The organism is Actinosynnema sp. ALI-1.44 (assembly GCF_001984155.1).
Classification (GTDB): domain Bacteria; phylum Actinomycetota; class Actinomycetes; order Mycobacteriales; family Pseudonocardiaceae; genus Kibdelosporangium.
Window position 1 is genome coordinate 1 of record NZ_MTQO01000015.1, and the last position, 20,260, is coordinate 20,260.

At 67.9% G+C, this 20,260-nt stretch carries 18 protein-coding genes; 10 read left to right on the forward strand and 8 right to left on the reverse strand.

What is annotated here, in order from left to right; translation table 11 throughout:
• Positions 1-314: 314 nt before the first annotated feature.
• Positions 315-2,075 carry a PQQ-binding-like beta-propeller repeat protein gene (locus ALI144C_RS00175; RefSeq protein ID WP_076984926.1) on the forward strand — a complete coding sequence of 587 codons (1,761 nt, stop codon included), beginning with the start codon at positions 315-317 and terminating at the stop codon, positions 2,073-2,075.
• Between the two features lie 314 nt (positions 2,076-2,389).
• Here ALI144C_RS00175 and ALI144C_RS00180 read toward each other — a convergent pair whose 3' ends face one another.
• Positions 2,390-3,148: an SDR family oxidoreductase gene (locus ALI144C_RS00180; protein ID WP_076984927.1), complete on the reverse strand. Its 759-nt coding sequence runs from the start codon at positions 3,146-3,148 to the stop codon at positions 2,390-2,392.
• 14 nt (positions 3,149-3,162) lie between these two features.
• Positions 3,163-3,657 carry a carboxymuconolactone decarboxylase family protein gene (locus ALI144C_RS00185; RefSeq protein WP_076984928.1) on the reverse strand — a complete coding sequence of 165 codons (495 nt, stop codon included), beginning with the start codon at positions 3,655-3,657 and terminating at the stop codon, positions 3,163-3,165.
• 177 nt (positions 3,658-3,834) lie between these two features.
• Between ALI144C_RS00185 and ALI144C_RS00190 the strand changes: the two genes are divergently transcribed.
• From ALI144C_RS00190 to ALI144C_RS00205, 3 genes are all read left to right on the forward strand, one after another.
• Positions 3,835-4,737: an RNA polymerase sigma-70 factor gene (locus ALI144C_RS00190; protein ID WP_076984929.1), complete on the forward strand. Its 903-nt coding sequence runs from the start codon at positions 3,835-3,837 to the stop codon at positions 4,735-4,737.
• 479 nt (positions 4,738-5,216) lie between these two features.
• Positions 5,217-5,627 (forward strand): PPOX class F420-dependent oxidoreductase, encoded by a 411-nt coding sequence (locus ALI144C_RS00200; RefSeq protein ID WP_076984931.1) that lies wholly within the window; start codon positions 5,217-5,219, stop codon positions 5,625-5,627.
• Positions 5,628-5,643: 16 nt separating this feature from the next.
• Positions 5,644-6,117, forward strand: coding sequence for a hemerythrin domain-containing protein (locus ALI144C_RS00205; RefSeq protein WP_076984932.1), 474 nt, complete (start codon positions 5,644-5,646; stop codon positions 6,115-6,117).
• A gap of 8 nt (positions 6,118-6,125) precedes the next feature.
• Here the strand turns inward: ALI144C_RS00205 and ALI144C_RS00210 are convergent, their stop codons facing one another.
• Both ALI144C_RS00210 and ALI144C_RS00215 read right to left on the reverse strand, forming a co-directional pair.
• Positions 6,126-7,262, reverse strand: coding sequence for a class I SAM-dependent methyltransferase (locus tag ALI144C_RS00210; protein ID WP_076984933.1), 1,137 nt, complete (start codon positions 7,260-7,262; stop codon positions 6,126-6,128).
• A gap of 4 nt (positions 7,263-7,266) precedes the next feature.
• Positions 7,267-7,830 carry a YceI family protein gene (locus tag ALI144C_RS00215; RefSeq protein ID WP_076984934.1) on the reverse strand — a complete coding sequence of 188 codons (564 nt, stop codon included), beginning with the start codon at positions 7,828-7,830 and terminating at the stop codon, positions 7,267-7,269.
• 141 nt (positions 7,831-7,971) lie between these two features.
• Between ALI144C_RS00215 and ALI144C_RS00220 the strand changes: the two genes are divergently transcribed.
• Positions 7,972-8,367, forward strand: coding sequence for a winged helix-turn-helix transcriptional regulator (locus tag ALI144C_RS00220; protein ID WP_076984942.1), 396 nt, complete (start codon positions 7,972-7,974; stop codon positions 8,365-8,367).
• A gap of 5 nt (positions 8,368-8,372) precedes the next feature.
• On the opposite strand, the gene ALI144C_RS00225 is transcribed toward ALI144C_RS00220, so the two are convergent.
• The 4 genes from ALI144C_RS00225 to ALI144C_RS00245 are packed head-to-tail and all read right to left on the reverse strand — an operon-like array spanning position 8,373 to position 14,655.
• Positions 8,373-9,542, reverse strand: a complete 1,170-nt coding sequence (locus tag ALI144C_RS00225) for a glycosyltransferase (protein WP_076984943.1) — start codon at positions 9,540-9,542, stop codon at positions 8,373-8,375.
• 18 nt (positions 9,543-9,560) lie between these two features.
• The gene (locus ALI144C_RS00230) at positions 9,561-10,991 is read right to left on the reverse strand and encodes a methyltransferase (RefSeq protein ID WP_202818804.1); all 1,431 of its coding nucleotides are present in this window, start codon (positions 10,989-10,991) and stop codon (positions 9,561-9,563) included.
• Positions 10,992-10,993: 2 nt separating this feature from the next.
• Positions 10,994-11,932: an NAD-dependent epimerase/dehydratase family protein gene (locus ALI144C_RS00240; protein WP_076984935.1), complete on the reverse strand. Its 939-nt coding sequence runs from the start codon at positions 11,930-11,932 to the stop codon at positions 10,994-10,996.
• Entirely contained in the window at positions 11,929-14,655 is a 2,727-nt protein-coding gene (locus tag ALI144C_RS00245; RefSeq protein WP_076984936.1) for a non-ribosomal peptide synthetase, read from the reverse strand. Before ALI144C_RS00245 ends, ALI144C_RS00240 begins: the two co-directional genes overlap by 4 nt.
• A 272-nt stretch (positions 14,656-14,927) precedes the next feature.
• Between ALI144C_RS00245 and ALI144C_RS00250 the strand changes: the two genes are divergently transcribed.
• The 5 genes from ALI144C_RS00250 to ALI144C_RS00270 all read left to right on the forward strand — a co-directional run bounded on the left by ALI144C_RS00250 (position 14,928) and on the right by ALI144C_RS00270 (position 20,024).
• On the forward strand, positions 14,928-15,842 hold the full coding sequence (locus ALI144C_RS00250) for a M23 family metallopeptidase (protein ID WP_076984937.1): 915 nt from the start codon (positions 14,928-14,930) through the stop codon (positions 15,840-15,842).
• A gap of 456 nt (positions 15,843-16,298) precedes the next feature.
• On the forward strand, positions 16,299-16,934 hold the full coding sequence (locus ALI144C_RS00255) for a peptidoglycan-binding protein (RefSeq protein ID WP_076984938.1): 636 nt from the start codon (positions 16,299-16,301) through the stop codon (positions 16,932-16,934).
• A 9-nt stretch (positions 16,935-16,943) separates the two neighbouring features.
• Positions 16,944-19,253 carry a M50 family metallopeptidase gene (locus ALI144C_RS00260; RefSeq protein ID WP_076984939.1) on the forward strand — a complete coding sequence of 770 codons (2,310 nt, stop codon included), beginning with the start codon at positions 16,944-16,946 and terminating at the stop codon, positions 19,251-19,253.
• 92 nt (positions 19,254-19,345) lie between these two features.
• Positions 19,346-19,585, forward strand: a complete 240-nt coding sequence (locus tag ALI144C_RS00265) for a hypothetical protein (protein WP_076984940.1) — start codon at positions 19,346-19,348, stop codon at positions 19,583-19,585.
• A 55-nt stretch (positions 19,586-19,640) separates the two neighbouring features.
• Complete coding sequence (locus tag ALI144C_RS00270; protein ID WP_143230288.1) at positions 19,641-20,024, forward strand: hypothetical protein; 384 nt, start codon at positions 19,641-19,643, stop codon at positions 20,022-20,024.
• The last annotated feature ends 236 nt before the right edge of the window (positions 20,025-20,260 follow it).

Consider the following 20,260-nt stretch of genomic DNA (forward strand, 5'->3'; position numbering starts at 1 on the left):
GGTCGGGCTCGGACTCCGAGCCCGACCGCCGCCGCCCCTCGAACGACCCGGGCCAGGCGCCGTCACGAAGAGCTTCCCCGTTGCCCGCAACGGAACGGGGTTATCGTTGGGATCCTCGAGACCACCGTCTCGCGCGCAGGCGGACGTGGCGCGGACATTTCTCCAGCTGAGCCGGTGAGTGCCGTCCGGCCGGGCCGGATACCGCAGTTTTCGCGCCGTCGGCAGTGGAATGTTCCGGGAACTTGTCGGCGCGGACAAACGTCTCTGCATTTGTGACAGAGGGATCGGTCAGAAATCCGCGGGCGAATTTCGGTGTGTTCGCGCCGCTCGTGCCGCTCGGCGTGGTCGCGATGGTGTTGTTGCTGGTGCGCGCGGCGCAGGTCGGGGACAGCGACGGCTGGTTGTGTGCGGTGTTCGCCGGGCTCGGGTTCGGGGTGCTCGCGGGGTTCCGCGGTTATCACCCGACGGGGCTGTTGTCGGCCGCGCTGCTCGGGGTGGCCACGTGGTACGCCAGCCGTGGGCTGTGGTCGCCGGCGCCGCCGGTCGAGGCCGCCGACCGGTTGCTCGGTGAGAATCTCCCTGGCACCGGTCACTACACCACGTTCCTGCTGCTCGTCCTGAGCACACTGGGGACGATCGCGGCGAGTGTCCTCGCGCGGCGTCACCGGAGCGAGGACTGGGACAAGTGGCCGACCGGTGAGCCGGGGGCGGCTCGCCGGTTGGTGGCACTGCTGGTCGCGGGAGCGGTGCTGATCGGCGTCGCCTGGCTCGGCGGTGGCATCTGGGCCAGCCGTACCGCGGATGCCGTCCTCACCGACTCCGAGGATCACACCACGGCCGCCGAGGCGCCGGACCCGCGTCCGGAACCGCCACGAGGCCCGACACAAGACCTCACCCCGGTCTGGCAGGTGGGCGACGACGTTCGGTACGGAGACCAGGCCGCGCTGGTGCCCGGCACCGACATGGTGGTGATGCACGGCTTCGAGGCAGGCGTGGGGACCGACTACGGACTGTTCGTGCTGGACGCCAAGACCGGCGGGGAGCGGTGGCACTACCGGATCCGGTCCACCGAGAACACCTCCCCCGGAGGTTTCATGGGCGTGGTCGTCAACGCACGAACGCAGACACTGCTGGCGGTCGTGAGCAACGTCGCGGTTCTGTTCGACCTGGACACCGGGCAGATCAGAAGCCGGTTCCCACTTCCCCCCGTGCCGGGGAAGTCGAGGTACCGGATACTGTCCGACTCTCCCGTCCGCAACGACCGCACGGTGATCCAACTGAGCAGCCAGCCGGTCGGTTTTCTCACGGCACGCGGCGAGGGCGTCGCCACGCTGCTGAGCGTCGACCTGGACACCGGCGAGGTGCGCACCGCGGACCAGGCGCCGAACGGCGAGTGCCACTACCAGCTCGCCGGATCGTCCACAACAGACAGTCAAGATCCCGGCGGCGGTGTCTATCTCGTCCGGTCCGGCCGCGGGTGCGGGCGGCCTGTGGTGCTCTCGATGACGCGGGAGCGCGTAGTGGCCACCTTCGAACTGCCCACCGTCGAGCAAGCGGCGACCACCTGTACCGAGCCGGACTGTGACGGCCCGGTCGTGTCGGTGGCCGACGGGCGGCTCGTGGTCAATGTGGGACGAGAGCTGCGCGCGTTCGGTCCGGATCGGCCACTGTGGACTTCACCGGTGCCTGAGGGTGCGCAGGTCACTGCCGTCGGACCGTCCACTGGTGAGACGTCGAAGCCGCGCAGGGTGGTCGTCGAGACGCCGACAGGCACGACCGTGCTCAACGGTGACACCGGCGCGGTGCTCGGCCCGCTCGCCGCCCTGCCGGGCACCGGCAACGGCGGCGAGGTCACGCCGGACACGGGGTGGTACCGGGTGCACCGACTCGACAAGCGGACCATCGAGCTGGTCCGGGTCGACCTCGGCTCGCTGACTGTGGTGACGCGCAGCGAGCCGGTGCCGTGCGGAACCAGTCCCGCAACGGACCCACCCCCGCTCAGCGCGGGGAGCGGCCGACTGCTGGTCACGTGCTGGGAAGGCAGGGAGGCCACCATGACGATGCTCGGCCGCTGAGACGAACCCAGCCACGATCGATCGAAACTGTGCGGTCGGTTTGGTAGCTGTCCAGTGCCGGTGCGATATCGGCTTGCTGAGCCGGTCGCCAAGCGACACGGTTGACGCGGCCCACGAAAGAGCCGGGGGGCTCCGCAACGGCAGGTTGCCCCACCCGGAAGTATCACCGGCAGCACGCGCGGTCTCGGCGGGCACATCGCGCATGAGATTGCTTCGAATGATCGCTGCCTCGAACTGGGCGTCACGCCCGTCGGTGGGAGGCCCTTGTTCTCGCCCCCGGCCGTGGCAGCGGCGAGAACAAGGGCGGTGTCGGCTCAGGGTTGGGTGTCGAGCCACTCCTGGAAGGTGGGTCCGGCGAGCTTGGCGTGCGGGCTGGGCAGGAATCCGCCGTCGAGGGCGATCTCGGCGTCGGGAATGCCCGCTCCGTCGACGCCGACGACCTTGATGCCTCGGCGGGCACCGAGGAGTTGGGCTGCCTCCGCCATGGTTTCCTTGCGGGGCCCGGCGATCTCGGGGATCGGTGTTCCTGGAGCGGGCGTGCCGGGGTCGGTGGCCAGGTCGACCAGCTCCTCGGCCACGGTGCGGCAGGCCACGAGTTGGGTGGGCAGAGCCGGAACGTAGGCGACGTCGCCCTGTTGCCAGTCCAGGATCTGGCCGACGAATTCGTGGAACTGCGCGGCCCGCAGGATCCGCACGGGCAGCGGGCCGGACAGGAGGAGTTCCTCGTGTACTTTCTTGGCGGCAACGAAACCGGCCGTGGCGTTGTCGACCCCGATGATGGACGCCGCGACGATGCGGGCGACCCCCGCCTGCTGGCCCACCTCCATCAGGTTGCGGGCCGATGTGCGGAAGAACTCCGTCGCCGCTTCCTGGTCGGAGCTGTGCCATGAGGCGACGTCGATGATGACCTCGGCCCCGGTGAGGGTCTCGGCGAGGCCCTCACCGGTGATGACGTCCACGCCGGTGGCCCGGGACATCGACACGACCTCATGTCCTCGTTCGGCGAGGACTTCGACGACGTGACGGCCGAGTCGGCCGGTCGCTCCGGCCACCGCGAACCTGGTGGAACTCATGGGTTGTACCTTTCTCAGTCGGTGTAGTTCCGGCCCGGGGGCATGCCCGGGACCGGCTTGGCGATGAGCGCGGCGGGCGTGAAGAATCCGATGTGGGCGATCGCCATGATGAGCGTCCAGAGCGCCTTGTCGTCGTAGAGCGCGGCCGCCTTGGCGTGCAACGCGTCGGGGACGCGCTCCCCGGCCGGGTTCGGGGTGAGGACCGCTTCCACGAGCTCCAGCGCGACCCGTTCGGCGTCGGTGAAGTAGGTCGCGTCCTGCCAGGTGGCCACGGCGGTGATGCGTTCCTCCGACTCGCCGAGCCTGCGGAGGTTGCCGGTTTCCCGGATGGTGAAGTAGGTGCTGCCCAGCAACTGCCCGGCGCGCAGTTGCAGCAGGCTGATGGTGACCGGGGGCACCGCGCCGTTCTCGAGGACCTTGTGCAGGGGGCCGGCGATTCCCACCATTTCGGGGACGAACGGGACCGGGTTGGGCATGCGCGACCGCAGGCCGGTCGTGGGGGTGGACATGGTTGGGACTTCCTTGTCGTGGGGTTGTGCCTTCACGAGCAAGAGATCCCGCCACCCGGTTCCCTGTGACAGGTCCGGCCGTGTGGCGCAGACCACTGACTGGTGGTGTCACAAACCGGTACGGGCCGGGGTCGAATGGACATGACACGGTCGCGAACGAACAGACGGGAGCCGGCGATGAGCGAACTGCCGGAGCAGCCGGCGGACTCGGCCACCGATGCCTTCGTCGCCCACCGGAACCTGCTGTTCACCGTGGCCTACGAGATGCTCGGTTCGGCCACCGATGCCGAGGACGTCCTGCAGGAAACCTGGCTGCGGTGGGTGGGCGTCGACATCGGTGCGGTGCTCGACCCGCGCGCGTTCCTGGTCCGGATCACCAGTCGGCAGGCGCTCAAACGGCTACGCACCCTCAGCAGGCGCAAGGAGTCCTACGTCGGCCCGTGGCTGCCCGAGCCCCTGCTGACCGCGCCGGATGTGGCCGAGGACGTGGAGTTGGCCGACAGTGTGTCGATGGCGATGCTGTTGGTGCTGGAGACGCTCGCGCCGACCGAGCGAGCGGTGTTCGTGCTGCGCGAGGTGTTCGCGCTCGACTACGACGAGATCGCCCACGCCGTCGACAAGACCCCCGCTGCCGTGCGCCAGATCGCCCATCGAGCCCGGACCCACGTCGCCGAGCGGCGGCCACGCGGCGGCGGCTCCCCGGCCGAGCACCGAGCCGCACTCCAGGCGTTCCAGTCAGCGGTCGAGACCGGCGACCTGCAAGGTCTGCTCGACATCCTCGCACCGGACGTGGTCGCCCTCACCGACGGCGGCGGCGTCAAACATGCCCTGCTGCGGCCCGCCGTCGGCGCGGACAGGGTGGCTCGCCTGCTGGCCGCCGGCTGGTGGAAACGCGACGCGGAAAGGACCGTCGAGCCAGTGCAGGTCAACGGTGGCCCGGGGTTGCTCATCCGCGTGGACGGCAAGATCGACGGCGTGCTGGCGGTGCGGGTCGAGAACGGCCACGTCACCGGCGCCTACCACGTGCGCAACCCCGAGAAGCTCACCGGCGTGGAACGGGAGATCGCCGTGAGCCGCTGAGCTTGCCGGGCCGTGGCCAGCCTTCGCCGTCGCGCAGCCGATCCCATTGTCCGCGCCGGTGACCAGTCCGCGCGTGCCGTGAAGGCGCTTATGACAGCGGCGCGTGGTTCGCCCAGGCGACCTTGTACGGGTGTCGCGACTGCCAACGGTCGATCACCTCGTGCAGGCCGGGCGCGGCGAACGCGCCTTCGCCAGCCCGGTGGCGACGCCGGTCCGCTGTCCGGGATCCTGGCGGCCTACGCCCACCAGCCCACCGCGCGCCAAGTCGACATCTGGTCGACATGGTCAAGGTGGGCCGGATGATCGGCGTGCTCCCCGGTCACTCATCGAACCGATGCGGGCGGGCGTGGTGTGCGTCCCGGTGATCGACGCACCACCCAGCCGTCTCGTGCTCGCCTGGAACGAGCAGGACCAGCAAACCTGCGCTTTCATCGGAACCGGCCATGACATCACGTCCGCCGGGAGACCATAATGGGTACATGGATTTCGATACGGCCCGGCACATTCTGCGAACGCAGCATCACGCCGTTATGGCTACGATGCGCAAAGACGGCATGCCGCAGATGTCACCGGTGGTCGCGACGGTGGACGACGCGGGCTTCGTCATTGTCAGCACCAGGGCGACGGCCTACAAGGTTCGCAATATCCGCCGTGATCCTCGGGTCTCGTTGTGCGTTCTGCCGGACAACTTCTTCGGCCAGTGGATACGGCTTGACGGAACGGCCGACGTGGTGGCGCTTCCCGACGCGCTCGGCGGGCTGGAGGATTACTATCGCCGCATCTCCGGTGAGCACCCGGACTGGGATGAATACCGCACCATGATGCGTCAGGAGCAACGGGTGTTGGTGCGCATGGATCTTGTCCGAGCCGGGCCGGATCACAGCGGTTGACGGCTACACTTGGCGAATGAATTCGTCCGAGCACGGCGATCCTCGTAGCCACGCCCTTTACCTGCATCTGGTGGAGGTTCACAAGATATACCGGCGCGAGTTGACCAGGTTGCGCGAGGAGATGGCGAAATTGCCCACGGGCTCGGGTATCAGCGCGTTTCCGCGCGATATGCGCCTTCGCGATCTGCGGCTGAACTGCATGCAGTTCTGCGACGCGCTCCGGTCCCACCATTCCGTCGAGGACGGGCAGATGTTCCCGCAACTGCGGCAGCTGTCCCCCGCCGCCGGGCCCATCGTCGACAGGCTCGAGTCCGAGCACCGCCGGATCGCCGAGCTGGTGTCCAGGTTGGAGAACACCGTCACCAGCCTGGCCCGTGATCCCTCGTCGATCGCGGTGATGGCGAAGGAGCTCACCGAACTCGGCGACGACCTGGAGGCGCATCTCGACAACGAGGAGAACTCGTTACTCGAGGTGCTTGGCTCCGCGTGAGCGGGTGCTCAGTCCCCACGAATCCACGCAGGCGCGGCCTGGTCGCGGTTCGCGCCTTTCTCCAGTACCGCCATGTTGTGGTAGAAGTGCACCCCGGTCACGTCACGCCCGAACTCGGTCAGGTCAGGTTCAGTAATTTCCTGATGGTGCAGCCCGTCGACCAATGTCTTGAGAAACCCGACTGATGTCGTGGTGTCGTTCAGGCTTGTCCGGCCGCCGTTCCACGTGGGCCAGTAGGACGTCTCCAGGTCTTCGATCACATACAGACCACCATGCCTCAGCAGCGGGAAGAGCGTGGTGAACGAGGCGATCACATGTGCGCTCAGGTGGCTGCCGTCGTCGATCACGATGTCGAAGGGCCCGTAGCGGTCGTTCAGGCCGATCAGGAAACTCACGTCCGACTGGTCCCCGCGTATGGTCCTGACCCGCGGTTCGTCATGGTCGGACTTGTCGGCGATGTCGAGACCGTAGATCAACCCGCGACGGAAGAAGTGCTTCCACATTCGCAGGGACGCGCCGCCCAGCGCAGCGGACTGGTAGCCACCGATCCCGATCTCCAGCACCCGCACCGCACGGTCCCGATACGGGCCGAAATGCCGTTCGTAGTGCGGCGTGTACCAATGCCCGCCCCATTTGTCCGAGCCGAACTTCAGTGCCAGGGTCGCGAGGTCGTGCTGGTGCGCCGAGAACGCCAGAACGAGCTGACCGGCGGCGATGTTGGCCGCCTGCCAGCGCAACGCGGCGGGGTCGTCGGGCGCCGCCGAGGTGGGGCCCGGCTCAGACCGGACCGTGACCTGCCTCGTCGTGTCGGCCGGAGTGCCCGCGGGACCGTAGATCTGGCGGACGGACTCCGCCAGGTCCTGCCGGATCCGCACAGCCGGATCCTCGGTCCAGCCCGTCACCAGGTCGGTCCGCGGGCCGACCGAGACGACGTAGCCCAGCGTGCGCTCCGGCGTGACGAACTCGAACTGGATGTCGACCTGGGCCGGTGGCCGGGCGAGCAGCGCCGCTCGCCCGAGCACCTCGGCCAGCACGGCCTCCGCGACTCGGCCGGGATCCAGATCCGGCCCCGGCGCGGGGTGATCCGTCCTGCCCGCCATGGCCACCAACTCGGCTGCCAGGTCGTTGTCTGTCCCCAGTGTCATGTCGTCAGTCCTTCTGCAGGACGGCTTCGAGCTCGATCTGGATCTTCACCGTGTCGGCGATGACCACTCCGCCGCCTTCGATCAGCATGTTTCCGGTGATCCCGAAATCGCTCCGGTTGATCTGGGTCGTCGCCGTGAAACCCGCGCGGGTGAAGCCGTACGGGTCGGGGCCGAAGCCGTGCGCCTCGACCTGCAGCGTGACCGCCTTGGTGACGTCGTGGATCGTGAGGTCGCCGTCGAGGAAGAACACGCCGTCCCCGGCTCGGACCCCGGTCGAGCTGAACGTCATCTCCGGGTGGTTCTTGACGTCGAGGAAACCGCCGGACCGGAGGTCGTCGTCCCGCTTGGGGTTGCCGGTCTCGATGGACTCCAGGCGGATCGCGGCCGTCGCGGTGGAGTCGAGCGGGTCAGGGGCCAGCGTGATCGTGGCATCGAAGTCGGTGAACCGGCCGCGGACGTTGCTGACCATCATGTGCCGGACGCTGAAACCGACCTCGGAGTGAATCGTGTCAGCGACCCATGTGCCGGCCGTGTAGCCGGGAACTGTTGCGGTATCAGACGTTTCCACGCGCGTTTCCTCCTGTATGCCTGGACGGGTGGTGGTGTGAGATCGTGGTTCCTGACAGGAACCACGCAGGGCAAGTATCCGAGCGGTGGTTCGGTCGGACAAGCAGGCACATTCATGTGTGTTGGTGTCACGGAGGGAACCATGACTGAGGCGGCGGTCGAGCGGGCAGCGGAAGTCCTGACCCCCTATTGCCGGGCGCGGGACGTCCTCGACCGGGTCGGGGACAAGTGGTCGGTGTACGTCATCACGATGCTCGGCGAGCGCACACTCCGGTTCAGCGAGCTGAAACGCAACATCCACGTCATCACCCAGCGGATGCTCACCGTGACCTTGCGCGGGCTGGAACGGGACGGTTTGGTCGAGCGCACCGTCCACCCCGGCTACCCGGCTCGCGTCGACTACGCCCTGACGCCGATGGGCGAGTCGCTCCTGGACACCATGCGCGCGCTGCTCACCTGGAGCGTCGAGCACGTGGATGAGATCGACACGGCCCGGCGCCACTACGACCACACCAAGCCGGCGACCACGAATCCCTGACGCGGTCACCACCGGGCCGCCTCGGCCAGACCGGGCCTGGCCAGCCCGGTCAGCACCGGCACCAGTTCGGCGGGCTCCGGCATGGCCGCGATCTCCCGGCTGATCGAGCGCGCGGCCTGCCGGTAGGCGGACGCGTGCGTCAACGCGGCGATGGCATCCGTGACGTCTCCGGTCGTCATGTCGTCCGGCAGCATCCGCAGCCCGGCACCAACTCTGACCAGGTCGTCGGCGTTCGAGAACTGGTCGGCCGCGCACGGGATGATCAGCTGGGGCAGCCCGTGCTCCAACGCCCCGAGGAAAACCCCGCTGCCGCCGTGGGAAACGACCACATCGGCATGGGGCAGCACCGCCGACTGCGCCACGAAACGTTCGACAGAGACGTTGTCCGGCAGCTGCCGCAGGACCTCCGGGTCCTGTCGCGGGCCGACCGCCACCAGCACGTCCGCGTCCAGTTCCCCGGCGCCACGCACCACCGCGGCGAACGCGGCGTCGTCGAGGCCGAAGACAGTGCTGAACACGACGTAGACCAACGGCCTGGCCCGGGGCCCGGCGACCCAGTCAGGCATCCGGTCGCCTCGCGCGCTCCACGCCACCGGCCGGATCGGGTACCGGTTGGCCAGCTCGACGATCGGTGGGTCCGGGTGCAGGCTCTGTGGCCAGAAGTCGAGAAAGGTCTGCGCACGCCAGTCCGGCGCGCTCGCGGTGCCACCGTTCTCCCGCCACACCGCGTCAAGACCGCCCGCGACCGCGTCGTGCATCCGCGCAGGCAGTGACCGGCCCTGGATGTGCGAGACGACCGGGATGCCTGCCAGTCGAGCGGCGAGCCCGGCTCCTGGGCAGTACGGCTCGTGCACCACCAGATCCGGTTTCGCCCGTTCCAGCACCGGGAGCAGCTCCCGCACCACGCGCCCGGCCAGGATCTCGGTCGCCACGGGCGCGATCGTCAACTCACCCGACTCGGCCAGCTCGGGCTCCACGCGCACGGCCTCCCGCATGCCCCAGTCCACGGACGCGCCGACCGGATGCCCGTCGAATCCCGCGGACCGGATCACGGGCAGCAACTCCTCGCCGACGGCGAAGGACACGTCGTGCCCGGCGGCACGGCAGGCGACGGCGAACGGCAGCAGCGGGTAGATGTGGCCGTAGTTGGCCAGTCCCGCCACGAGCACACGCATCGGTGCCGGTGTCATGGCTCAGCCGCCCAACGACGGCTTGCGGCCGGTCACCAGGTAGTCCGGGCCGGCCAGATGCGTGACGCGGCCGTCGACGAAACCCGCTTCCGCCAGCCAGGTCAGGCAGTCGTCCTCGGTGTAGTCGAACCCGCCTGGGCTCTCCAGCAACATGTGCAGGCTCATCAGCAATGCCTCCGTGCGCTCCCGGCGGTCGTTGTCGATCAACGTGTCGTAGACGACGACCAGCCCGTCCGCAGGGAGCGCCGCGTAGGCGTTGCGCAGCAGCATGCGCTTCGCCTCCGCGTCCCAGTCGTGCAGAACGTGCCCGAGCACGACCACGTCGGCGCCCGGCAGCGGATCGGCGAAGAAGTCGCCTGGTACGAACGACATCCGACCGGTCAGGTCGAACTGCCGCACGGTCTCGTCGAAGCCCGCCCGCACCGGCGGCAGGTCGAAACCGATGCCGGTCAGGTGCGGGTGCCGCGTGAGCAGGTGCGCCAACACCGCTCCTTCCGAGCAGCCGACGTCGGTCACGGTCGCGACCCGCGCCCAGGGCAGGTGGTCCGGCAGCGCGGCAGCACTGCCCGCCGCCCCCGCCGACATGGCTCGCTGGAACCTGCGCGCCCGGTCCGGATCGGCGTAGAGCACGTCGAACGGGTCGCCGTCGCCCGTGCCGATGTTGTTCTGCGGCTCACCGGTACGCAGTGCTGTCGTGAGACGGCCCCAACTCGGGTACCACAGCTCACTCGCCAACTCCAGGATCCCGCCCAAGTACATGTCGGGCCGGGCACGGTCGAGGAAGGTGGCCGCGGCGGCGGTGTTGCGGTACTGCCCGCCCACGCGGTCGAGCAGCCCCAAGGAGACCAGTGTGTCCAGGAAGTCCCGCGCCCCGCGTGGATGCAGGCCAAGCCGGGCACTCAGGTCCGCCGTGTTCCCCGGGGCCACCGCCAGTTCGGTGAACACGCCGAGTTCGGCCGCTGCCTGCAACACCCTGGCAGGCCAGAACCCGAGGCCGACCTGGACGATGTGGGCGCGCCAGTCCGCCACCGGTTGACTGCCCTGCACGATGCGCCGGACCTCGGCGGTGTCGTGCACATCCGTGAAGTGGGTGGCCACCCCGTCGACGAACAACCAGGTGTGCACGAACGGCACAGCGCCCGCGACGCCGCTCGCCCGGCCACGCATGTGATGGGTGCCGAGTACCACGACCCGTTCGCCCGCTTCCAGGAATTCCGTTGTCTCGGAACGGATCTCGCTGAACACTGTCCGGGCTCGTGCCATGAACGCGCGGACCTCGTCGTGTCCCTTCTTGGTGCCGCCGAGTCCCATGTCCGCCATGCCGTCCGGGTGTGTCCACTCGATGTCGGGTGCGAAACACGCGAGGGCCGTGTCGATGTCGCCGCGGGCGAAGGCGGCGTAGGAGGCCTTGATGATCTCGGTCGTGGTGCCCACAGTCAGTCCTCCCTCGTCGCGGACACGGCCACCAGGTCCGGGAAATGGCAGGCCAGGGTGCGGCGCAGGCCGTCACGCCAGTCCACCTCGCACGGTCCGACGAGCCGGGCGCGCAGCGTGTTGTCGAAGGCGTGCGTGTCCCTGGTGACCGCGCTGGGGCGAAACCGCGCGGGCACCCCGGCGAGGTCGGCGAGGTGGGTCAGCAACTCCCGGATGCTCACCTGGTCGTCGCCCGCCCAGTTGACCACCCGTGCGGGCACTGTCGCCGCCTGCCACAGCAACGGCACCTGCCGAACGATGTCGTCGGTGTGGATGGGGTTGCACCAGTTGTGGCCCTCCTCCGGGATGTCGATCGCCGCACCGGCGAGCATCCGCCGGAAGAGCAGCATCGGCATGCCACCGTGCCCGTGCGGGCCGTAGGCGACGTTCAGCCGGGCGATCGTCGTCGGCAGCCCGAGGGTGGCGGCATAGGCCCGGACCACGCCCTCGGTGGCCATCTTGCCGACCGGGTAGGTCGGCAGCCACGGCAGCCGGGTGCCGAGCGCGTCCGTCTCACGGTGCTTGTGGTCCCGTTCCTGCCGCTCGTAGACAGCGCCGGACGACAGGTACAGGAACGCCTCCGCCGACTGGCACCGCGTCATCAGACGCCCGGCCGCGACCGAGTTGATCTCCACGGTGGCGTCGAAGTCGGTGCCGTCGCCCCGGTGCATCGCGGCGTGCAGGACGTGGGTGAAGTCGTCGGGCACCCCGTCGAGGCCGTCGGTGGCCATGTCCCAGCGCCAGGTTCGCGCATTGCCCTCGACGAGCTGTCGTTCGACGTCCGGGTCGGTGAACCGACCGAGGCACCAGACCTCGTTGTCCTGGGCGAGCGCCGCCGCCACCGGCCGGGCGACCTGGCCGGTGGCACCCGTGATCAGGATCTTCTTGCCGGTCAGCGTCATCGGTCACGTCCGGACAACGCCAGGTCCAGCTCGCGGCGCAGGATCGCCTGGAACGCGGGCACGTGCTCGGATCCCATCAGGGTGTAGTGCTCCCCCGGCACGTCGACGTACCTGTTGGGCTCTCGCGAGAAGTCGTCCCACTGCCGCAACTGCGTGCGCAGCCACTCCTCTTTGGTGCCACGCAACGGGATCGCGTAGAAGACGGTGAGGGATCGCACGGTCCCGCTCGGGGTGTAGGTGCGCCCGAGGTCCACCATCGACTGCGCCAGCTCCACCCAGGAGGCGAACTTCGCCAGATCCAGATCGAGCTCGGCGAGCCGTTCCGCCGGGGCCAGCCCCAGGATGTACTCCAGCTGCAACATCCGGCCCGGCAACGACTTCCGCAGTTGCCTCGGCAGCTGCGCCGCCTGTTCGCGGGTGATCAACGACAGGAAGAACGCCAGGTTGACCGCGCCCTCGGTGAAGTCGAGCTCGTCCATCCGGTCCTTGATGTGCGGCGGCAGGTTGAAGACGCCGACGAAGTCGACGCGCTCCCCCAACGCCTCGAGCGCCTTGGCGATCTCGAACGCCACCGCGCCGCCGTAGGAGTAGCCCGCGACGGCATAGGGGCCGGTCGGCTGCTCCGCGCGGATCGCGGACACGTAACTCTGGACCATCTCGTCGAAGCTGCTGAAGTACGGCTCGTCCGCGCCGAAACCGCGTGCGCGTAACGCGTGGAACGGCCGCTCCTTGACGAAGAACTTGGCCAGGTTGACGAACACCAGCACCTCACCCACCCCTGGGTGCACGCAGAACAGCGGCGTTCCCTCGCCACTGTGCTGGAGTGTCACCAGTGGGTGGTAGGCGCCGGGACTGCCGGTGTCGCCTCGCAGCAACCGCGCCTGCTCGTGGATCGTCGGTGCCCTCAACAACTGCACGACCGGGAAGTCGGACACGTCGAACCGGCTCTCGACGTGGTGCTTGAGCCGCAGGACATCCAGTGAGGTGGCACCCAGGTCGAAGAAGTTGGTGTTCGTCCCGACGGACTCGACCGGTATGTCGAACATGGTGGCGTAGATCTCGGTGAGGACCCGCTCCGCGTCGTCGACCGGTGCGACGTACTCGCCGAGCTGGCGCCTGCTCAACTCGGCGACCGAGCCGATGACCGGGTCGAACTCGCCTGCCTCCAGTCGCGCGCGGATCCGGGAACGCTGGATCTTGCCCAGGCTCGTCTTGGGCAGATCGGTCTTGGCCAGCGGCAGGATGAGGGCAGGCCGGAAACCCCAGTGCAGGACCACGCTGTCGCGCACAGCGCAGATGAGGCGGTACAGGCTCGTCTCGTCCGGAGCGCCACTGGGGCAGAACGCGACGACCAGCCGCTCGGTGTCCTCACCGGGCGACCGCGTGGGAAAAGCCGCGACGTAGGACCCTTCGACGTCGTCGAGCCGCTCCAGCACCGTCTCCAGGTCGTGGCTGAAGTAGTTGACGCCGTTGACGATGATGCTGTCCTTGCTGCGCCCGGTCAGGGTCAGCCTGCCGTCGCGGATCAGGCCCGTGTCACCGGTGCGGAACCACCCGTCGGCGGTGAACGCGGCGGCGGTGGCCGCGCTGTCGTTGAAGTAGCCCCCGAAGACCATGGGACCGCGGACCTGCAGTTCGCCGACCTCCCCGTCGGACAACGGCTTGTCGTCGTCGGTGATCCGCATCTCCAGCCCGTCGACCGGTGAGCCGAGGGACGCGAACTCGCTGCCCGCGTCCACGTCGGGGAACTCGAGGGAGAAGACGCTGCCCGCGCTGGTCTCGGTCATGCCGAACGCCGGGACGATCGACGTGCGGGCAAGTCCCAACGGCGCGAGCCGGTCGAGGAACTCCGTGGCGGTCGCGCGAACAGTGGCCTCACCGCCGGAGATGATGTGGCGCACCGTGGACAGATCCAGTGTGCGGTCCAGCGGCGTTCTGTTGATCTGTCCGAAGAGGAAGTTCGGGGCGAAGGTCATCGTGACCCGGTTGGCGTCGATCACCTGGAGGAACCGCGACGGATCGCTCAGCACGAGCTTCGGCTCCACCTGGATCTGAGCCGCGCCCGCCCGCAGCGGCAGCAGGTGGGACTCGATCGCCGAGATGTGGTCGAACGCGATCCAGTTCATGCCCACGTCCGACGAAGCCACCGCCAGCCGCTCGCCCTTCGCCGACATGGACGCGAGCAGGTTGCCGTGGGTCAGCGCCACCGCCTTCGGAGTGCCGGTGGAGCCGGAGGTCAGCATGAGCAGCGCCAGGTCGTCGCGCGTGGGCTCGAAGTCGCTTGTCCCCGCCGGGAAGGCCAGCAGGTCCTCGACGCAGCAGACCTGTGCCTCCCGCACGCCGGGCAGAGTCCGGCGCAGGTGCCTCGTGGTGATCAGCAGCGAACTGCCCAGCAGCCGGGCGACGTGGCCGAGGTGGTCAGCCCACTGGTCGACGTCGGAACGCGGCGGGGTCATCGGGCACGGCACCAGGCCACCGAGCACGCACCCCCAGAAGGACCGGACGAAGTTGCGCGGGTCCTCCAGCAGCAGCATCACACGGTCGCCGGGGCGCACACCGATCTCGGACAGTCCACCGAGGACCTGCCTGGCCTCGGTCCGCAGGTCGGCGTAGGTGATGGTGTCGCACTCCGCTTCGGTGATAAAAGAGATTCCGTCGGCCGCATTCATGTCCGCGGCGCGATCGAGTAAGTGGGACAGGACTGAAGCCTCGTATGTGAGCATAAAATAATACCCCCGAGTGTTTCACTATTCCCCGCAGAATGTTGTCGACCGTACGCAGGCCATTCAGCGCCGTCAACATGGCCGACCACGGACACGGGGCATTTGTTAGATCACCGCGACCCGCGAATCGATCCCCTACCAAAGTGCACCGGCGAGCATCTAAAGGCGAACTCGACAAGACCCACAGAATGCTTTGTAGGCATCTTGTAACCCACTTTGCCAGCATGTCCGCGCACTCCCAGCGACGGTCGAGCACGAGAGGCAGGCACGCGATGACACTGGCGAGGACCTGGTTCAAGAAGGGGCTGGTGGCGACTGCCGCCGCAGTAGTCACGGTTGGCGTGGGCGCAGGTGCTGCACAGGCGCGGACCAAAGCCGACGTCGGCATCCTGGCGACGCACAAGAGCCCGTTCAACTGCGGCAAGACCTTCTACGCCAACAACTGGTCACCCGGCCACAGCCCGTCGGGTTCGATCGACTGGCAGAGCTACGGCAGCGACGCGATCGGCGGCGAGACGGTGCGCGCCACCGCGAGCGGTACCGCGCGGTTCTATTCGACTCTCGCGGCGACCGGTGACGTCGGCATCCTGGCGTACGGGAACTACGTGATCGTGACCCATGGCGACGGCACCAAGACCCGGTACGCGCACCTCGCCACCATGGTGCGAGCCCCGGGCGCGTCGCTGTCCGTGAGCCAGGGCACCGCGATCGGCACAGTCGGCGGAACCGGGGGCGACTACGCCCCGCACCTGCACTACGAGCAGATCACCTCGGGCGGCGCCATCGACACCAGCCCCACGGTCGAAGGGGTGACGGTTTCCCTTGGCCAGAAGAAGGCCGTCAAAAGCACCAACAACTGCGGTGGCAACCCGTATTCGGCCCAAGAAGTCTGCGGCAGCGGCTACAGCGTCATCGACTCGGCCACCGTCACCGGTGGCAGCGTCCACCTGCTCTACAACTCGGGCAACAGCAACAACTGCGTCGTGACGCTCAAGTCCACCAGCCTCGGCACACCGTCGCCGGTGTCGGCGTTCCTGGAGCCGCAGGGCGGCGCCAGGACGACCGATCAGGGCAGCTTCGACTACTACGCCGGTCCCGTCCGCAAGGCCGCGCCGGGCGTGTGCGTGAAGTGGGGCGGCTCGGTCGGCAGCAGTGCGTACACCAGCCCGTTCGAGCACTGCGACTGACGTGCCTGCGCGGCGGTCGGCTATCGGCCTACTGGTTTGGTCGCACGGATGACGGCCGAGTACATGTCCTGGACAGCCTCGCCGGTGCGGGTGATGTCGATGTCGGTCAACCCGGCCGCGCGCAGCGGCCCGCGGTATTCCGATGTGGACTCGTGGACTGCGAGCGACGCGGCACCTGGGTGTACTACTGGCCGCTGCCCGCGGCGCTGGGCGAACTGGCGGCGGTGTTGACCATCCACGCGGATGCGCCGAGCTGAGCTGCCATCGCCGCTTGCCTTCGGGCGTCAGGACAAGGATCTGCAAGAGGCGCCGCGATCTACGACACGGGATGGCACACATTGGTCCGAATGGCCCAATCATTACGTATGGTGTAGACCAAAGCGGCGCTCGGTCCGTTTCGCTCCGGTCGGGCATGGGAAAAGTCGGTTCCATCGAGGCCTACGGATGGAGTGACCGATGAGCGAAACGAACTTGCCGCCGCTGTCGATGGACGAGCTCGCCGCCGAGGGCGCGATCGCGTTGCCGGACAAGGAGGTGTACTCACTGCTCGATCTCAACGTCGATCTGGACCTCGGACTCGACCTGGCAGCACCGGTCGATCTGGCGGTGGCGGCGAACGCCAACGTCGCGGCGCCGATCGACGCGGCCGTCGGGGCGAACGTGCTCTCCACCGACTCCACCGCGCAGGCGTTGGCCGACCAGGGCGTCCGCATCGATCAGGGAATCACCGGCGAGGCGGTCGCGAACGCCGACCAGAACAGCGCCATCGACCAGGGACAGTCGCCCGCACCGCAGCAGCCGGCGCCGCAACCGGTTCAGCCGGTGCCGACGGACGCGGCGGGAGCGCTTGACGGTGGTCTGCTCAACGTCGACGTGAACCTGGCCGCCGACCTTGACCTGACCGCGCCGATCAACGGTGCTGTCGCGGCGAACGCCAACGTGGCCGCGCCGATCGACGCCGCCGTGGCCGCGAACATCGGTTCAACCGGGTCGGAGGCCACCGCGGTCGCGCAGCAGGACGCGATCATCACCCAGGACATCGACGCCACCGCCGAGGCCAACGCCACCCAGAAATCCGGCATCGACCAGTAAAGGGGCCTGATGAGCGTCACATCGGGCCACGGGCGGGGCGCCATACCGGCGTCTCGCCCCGCTGTCGCTGTTCCGCAGCGCGCCCAGAACGTGGAACTGATCGGGGAACTGCGCGGTTCCGGCTACCGGCGCCCACCTGCCCTCGTGCGGCGCGGCGATGGCCAGGTGATCCAGCTGACGCCGTTGCTGTACCAGGTTCTGGCGGCCGTCGACGGCCACTCGGACCACGAGGAGATCGCACGCAAGGTCAGCACCGCGATCAGCCGCGGTGTCACCGCCGCGAACATCCGCCAGCTGATCGAGCACAAGCTGGAGCCGCTGGGCGTGCTGCAGTCGGCCGACGGCACGCAACCGCGCTCTGCCAAGAGCAATCCGCTGCTGGGGTTGCGCCTGCGCCGTGTCATCAGCAAACCCGAGGTGACCAGGCGGATCACCACCCCGTTCGCCAGGCTGTTCCACCCGCTGGTGGTGACGGCGGTCGTGCTGGCGTTCGCGGTGATCTCCTTCTGGGTCCTGTTCGACAAGGGCTTGGCCGGCGCGGCGCACCAGGCGTTCCAGCAACCGGGGCTGCTGCTGTTGGTGTTCGCGGTCACCGTAGTTTCCGCGGGGTTCCACGAGTTCGGGCACGCGGCTGCGGCCCGGTACGGCGGAGCGACTCCCGGCGCGATGGGCTTCGGCCTGTACCTGATGTGGCCCGCGTTCTACACCGACGTCACCGACAGCTACCGGCTCGGCCGGGGCGGGCGGCTGCGGACCGACCTCGGCGGCCTGTACTTCAACGCGATCGTCGCCGTTGCCGTGTACGGCATCTGGTGGCTGTCCGGCTGGGACGCTCTGCTGCTGGTGATCGCGACCCAGATCCTGCAGATGGTAAGGCAACTGACCCCGTTGGTCCGGTTCGACGGTTACCACGTGCTCGCCGACCTTGTCGGCGTTCCCGACCTGTTCCAGCGCATCAAGCCGACTCTGCTGGGGCTCCTGCCGCACCGCTGGGGTTCGCCGGAGTCCACTGTGCTCAAACCGTGGGCCCGTGCGGTGGTCACGATCTGGGTCGTTGTCGTCGTTCCGCTGCTGTTGACCAGCATGGTGCTGGTCGTGATGGCGCTGCCGCGCATCCTCGGGACCGCGTGGCACTCGATCGGGAACCAGTGGCGGTCCGCGACGACCGGGCTCGACCGGGGCGAGGTGGCAGCGGTACTGGTCCACGCCTTGTCCATTGTGGCCATCGTGCTGCCTGTGCTGGGAATGGTTCTGCTGCTGGTTCGACTGGCCAAGAGCGCGGTGGCCCGGGTGTGGCGTGCCACGGCCGGCAAGCCTGTCCGGCGCGCCGTCGCCGCGGTAGCCGCTGCCGCTGTCGCCGTCGTTCTGCTTTGGGCGTGGTGGCCACAACCCGAACGGTATCGGCCCATCGACCCGGGCGAACGCGGAACCGTGCTCGACGCCCTGCCCCAAGCAGGCAACCAGCCCGCGATCACCGCAGCACAAGTAACCGCGACCACGCACCCGAAGGAAACCCGCGCCGCGTGGCCGAGCACCAGGAAACTGCCGACCAAGCAGCGACCGGCCCTGGCCATGGTGCTGGTACCCAAGAACAAGGCGTCCGCCGCTCCGACGCTGGTCCTGCCGTTCGACCTACCCGAGCCGCCCGGACGAGACGACAACCAGGCGCTCGTCGTGAACACCAAGGACGGTTCGATCCAGTATGACGTGTCCTTCGCCTTGGTGTGGGTCACCGACGGCACAGTCGACAGCCGCAACGAGGCCTACGCGCTGGCCAGTTGCCAGAACTGCACCACGGTGGCGGTCGCTTTCCAAGTCGTGCTGGCGGTCGGCCAGGCCGACGTGGTCGTGCCGCAGAACGTCGCCGTCGCTGTCAACTACTCCTGCAAGCAGTGCATGACGGTCGCCCTGGCCTCACAGCTCGTGGTCACACTGCCAGAAGACCTTGACGCGCGGGCGAAAGCGGAACTGGCGGAGATCTGGGCCCGCCTGCCCCGGCTGGCACAGGACATCCAGCACATGACGATCCAACAGATCCAGGCGACTCTGGAAGCAGTCAAGGCCGACATCCTCGGTGTACTGCGAAACCACACGAAACCCCCAGCCAGTTCCACCACTCCCCCGTCGTCATCACCATCACCGTCACCGTCCACGACCAACCCACGCCCCACCACGACCACCCCGGCCCCTTCGGGAACCGGGCGGCCCACCCCAAGCACCACAACACCGCCGCGCAGCTCTTCGTCCAGTGCCACACCACCTACGTCGTCCACAGGGACAACGACAGCAAGCAACACCGGCACCGAAAACCGCGGCTGAGGAGTACGTGCACCGATCAGGTGGCAGGAGGGTGATTCACCGTCTCACCTGGCGGGTATCCACTTCGGGAAGCGAACCAACTGGGAGGATCAATGACCGACGCAACCGGATCACGCCCCACCGTCACCAGCGCGAGAGTGTGCGCGATCGTCGCGTTCGTCCTCGCGGCCATCGCGATCCTCTTCTTCCCGATCATCTTCGGGCCCGGCGCCATCATCCTGGGAATCGTCGCCACCGCCATGGGCGACAAAGCACTCGGGAAGTGGGCGATAGCGGCAGGCGTGGTCGGCACGATTCTCGGATTCGTTCTCGGCTACATCGCAGTCTCCTGACCGCGCGATCTCTGGTCATCACCGGGTATCCGAACACATGTGGGACAACCGGTGGTTGGCTGGCCTGGAGCGAGTCGTCCTGGCCCTGTTCGTGCTTGTGTCGACTGGGTTCCTGCTCCGGCTCGTCGGCTGGCGACCGGATTGGTTGCTTGCCGTGTACCAGATCAGCGCTGTGGCGTTCATCCTGATGTTGTTGACTTACTTGAACGTTGGGGGTGCGGAGCGAGTAACGAAGAGCAAGGTGGGCGTAGTTGGTCTGGTGCTGCTGGGTTTCGCACTGATCGGAAACCTCGCTGACGCGCTCTTCGACATCGACTCTCCACCATGGGAGGAAGCCGAAGACGTGGTCGTCTTCGGCTTCCTGGTGTGCTTTGTGGCCTATGTTGTCGTTCGGATCTCCCTAAGAGTTCCTGACAAGTTGATCAGTTGTGGTGCCTGAAGGCTCATGGTCGTTGATCATGAGCCGAGTCCAGTCGATCGCGCCCGGCCAGGCTCCAGCACCACGTGATCGCCGAGCCGACACCCGCGAGGCGTTTCTCGGTCTGGCCCATGCGTTATCTGCTACCGACACGTCAAAATCTTCTGTCAGGGACTCTGAATCAACACACAACGGGCTGGTACGTAACCAACACAGTGCACCCAGCGCCGGAAACCGAACCCCTGGCTGGAAACCGC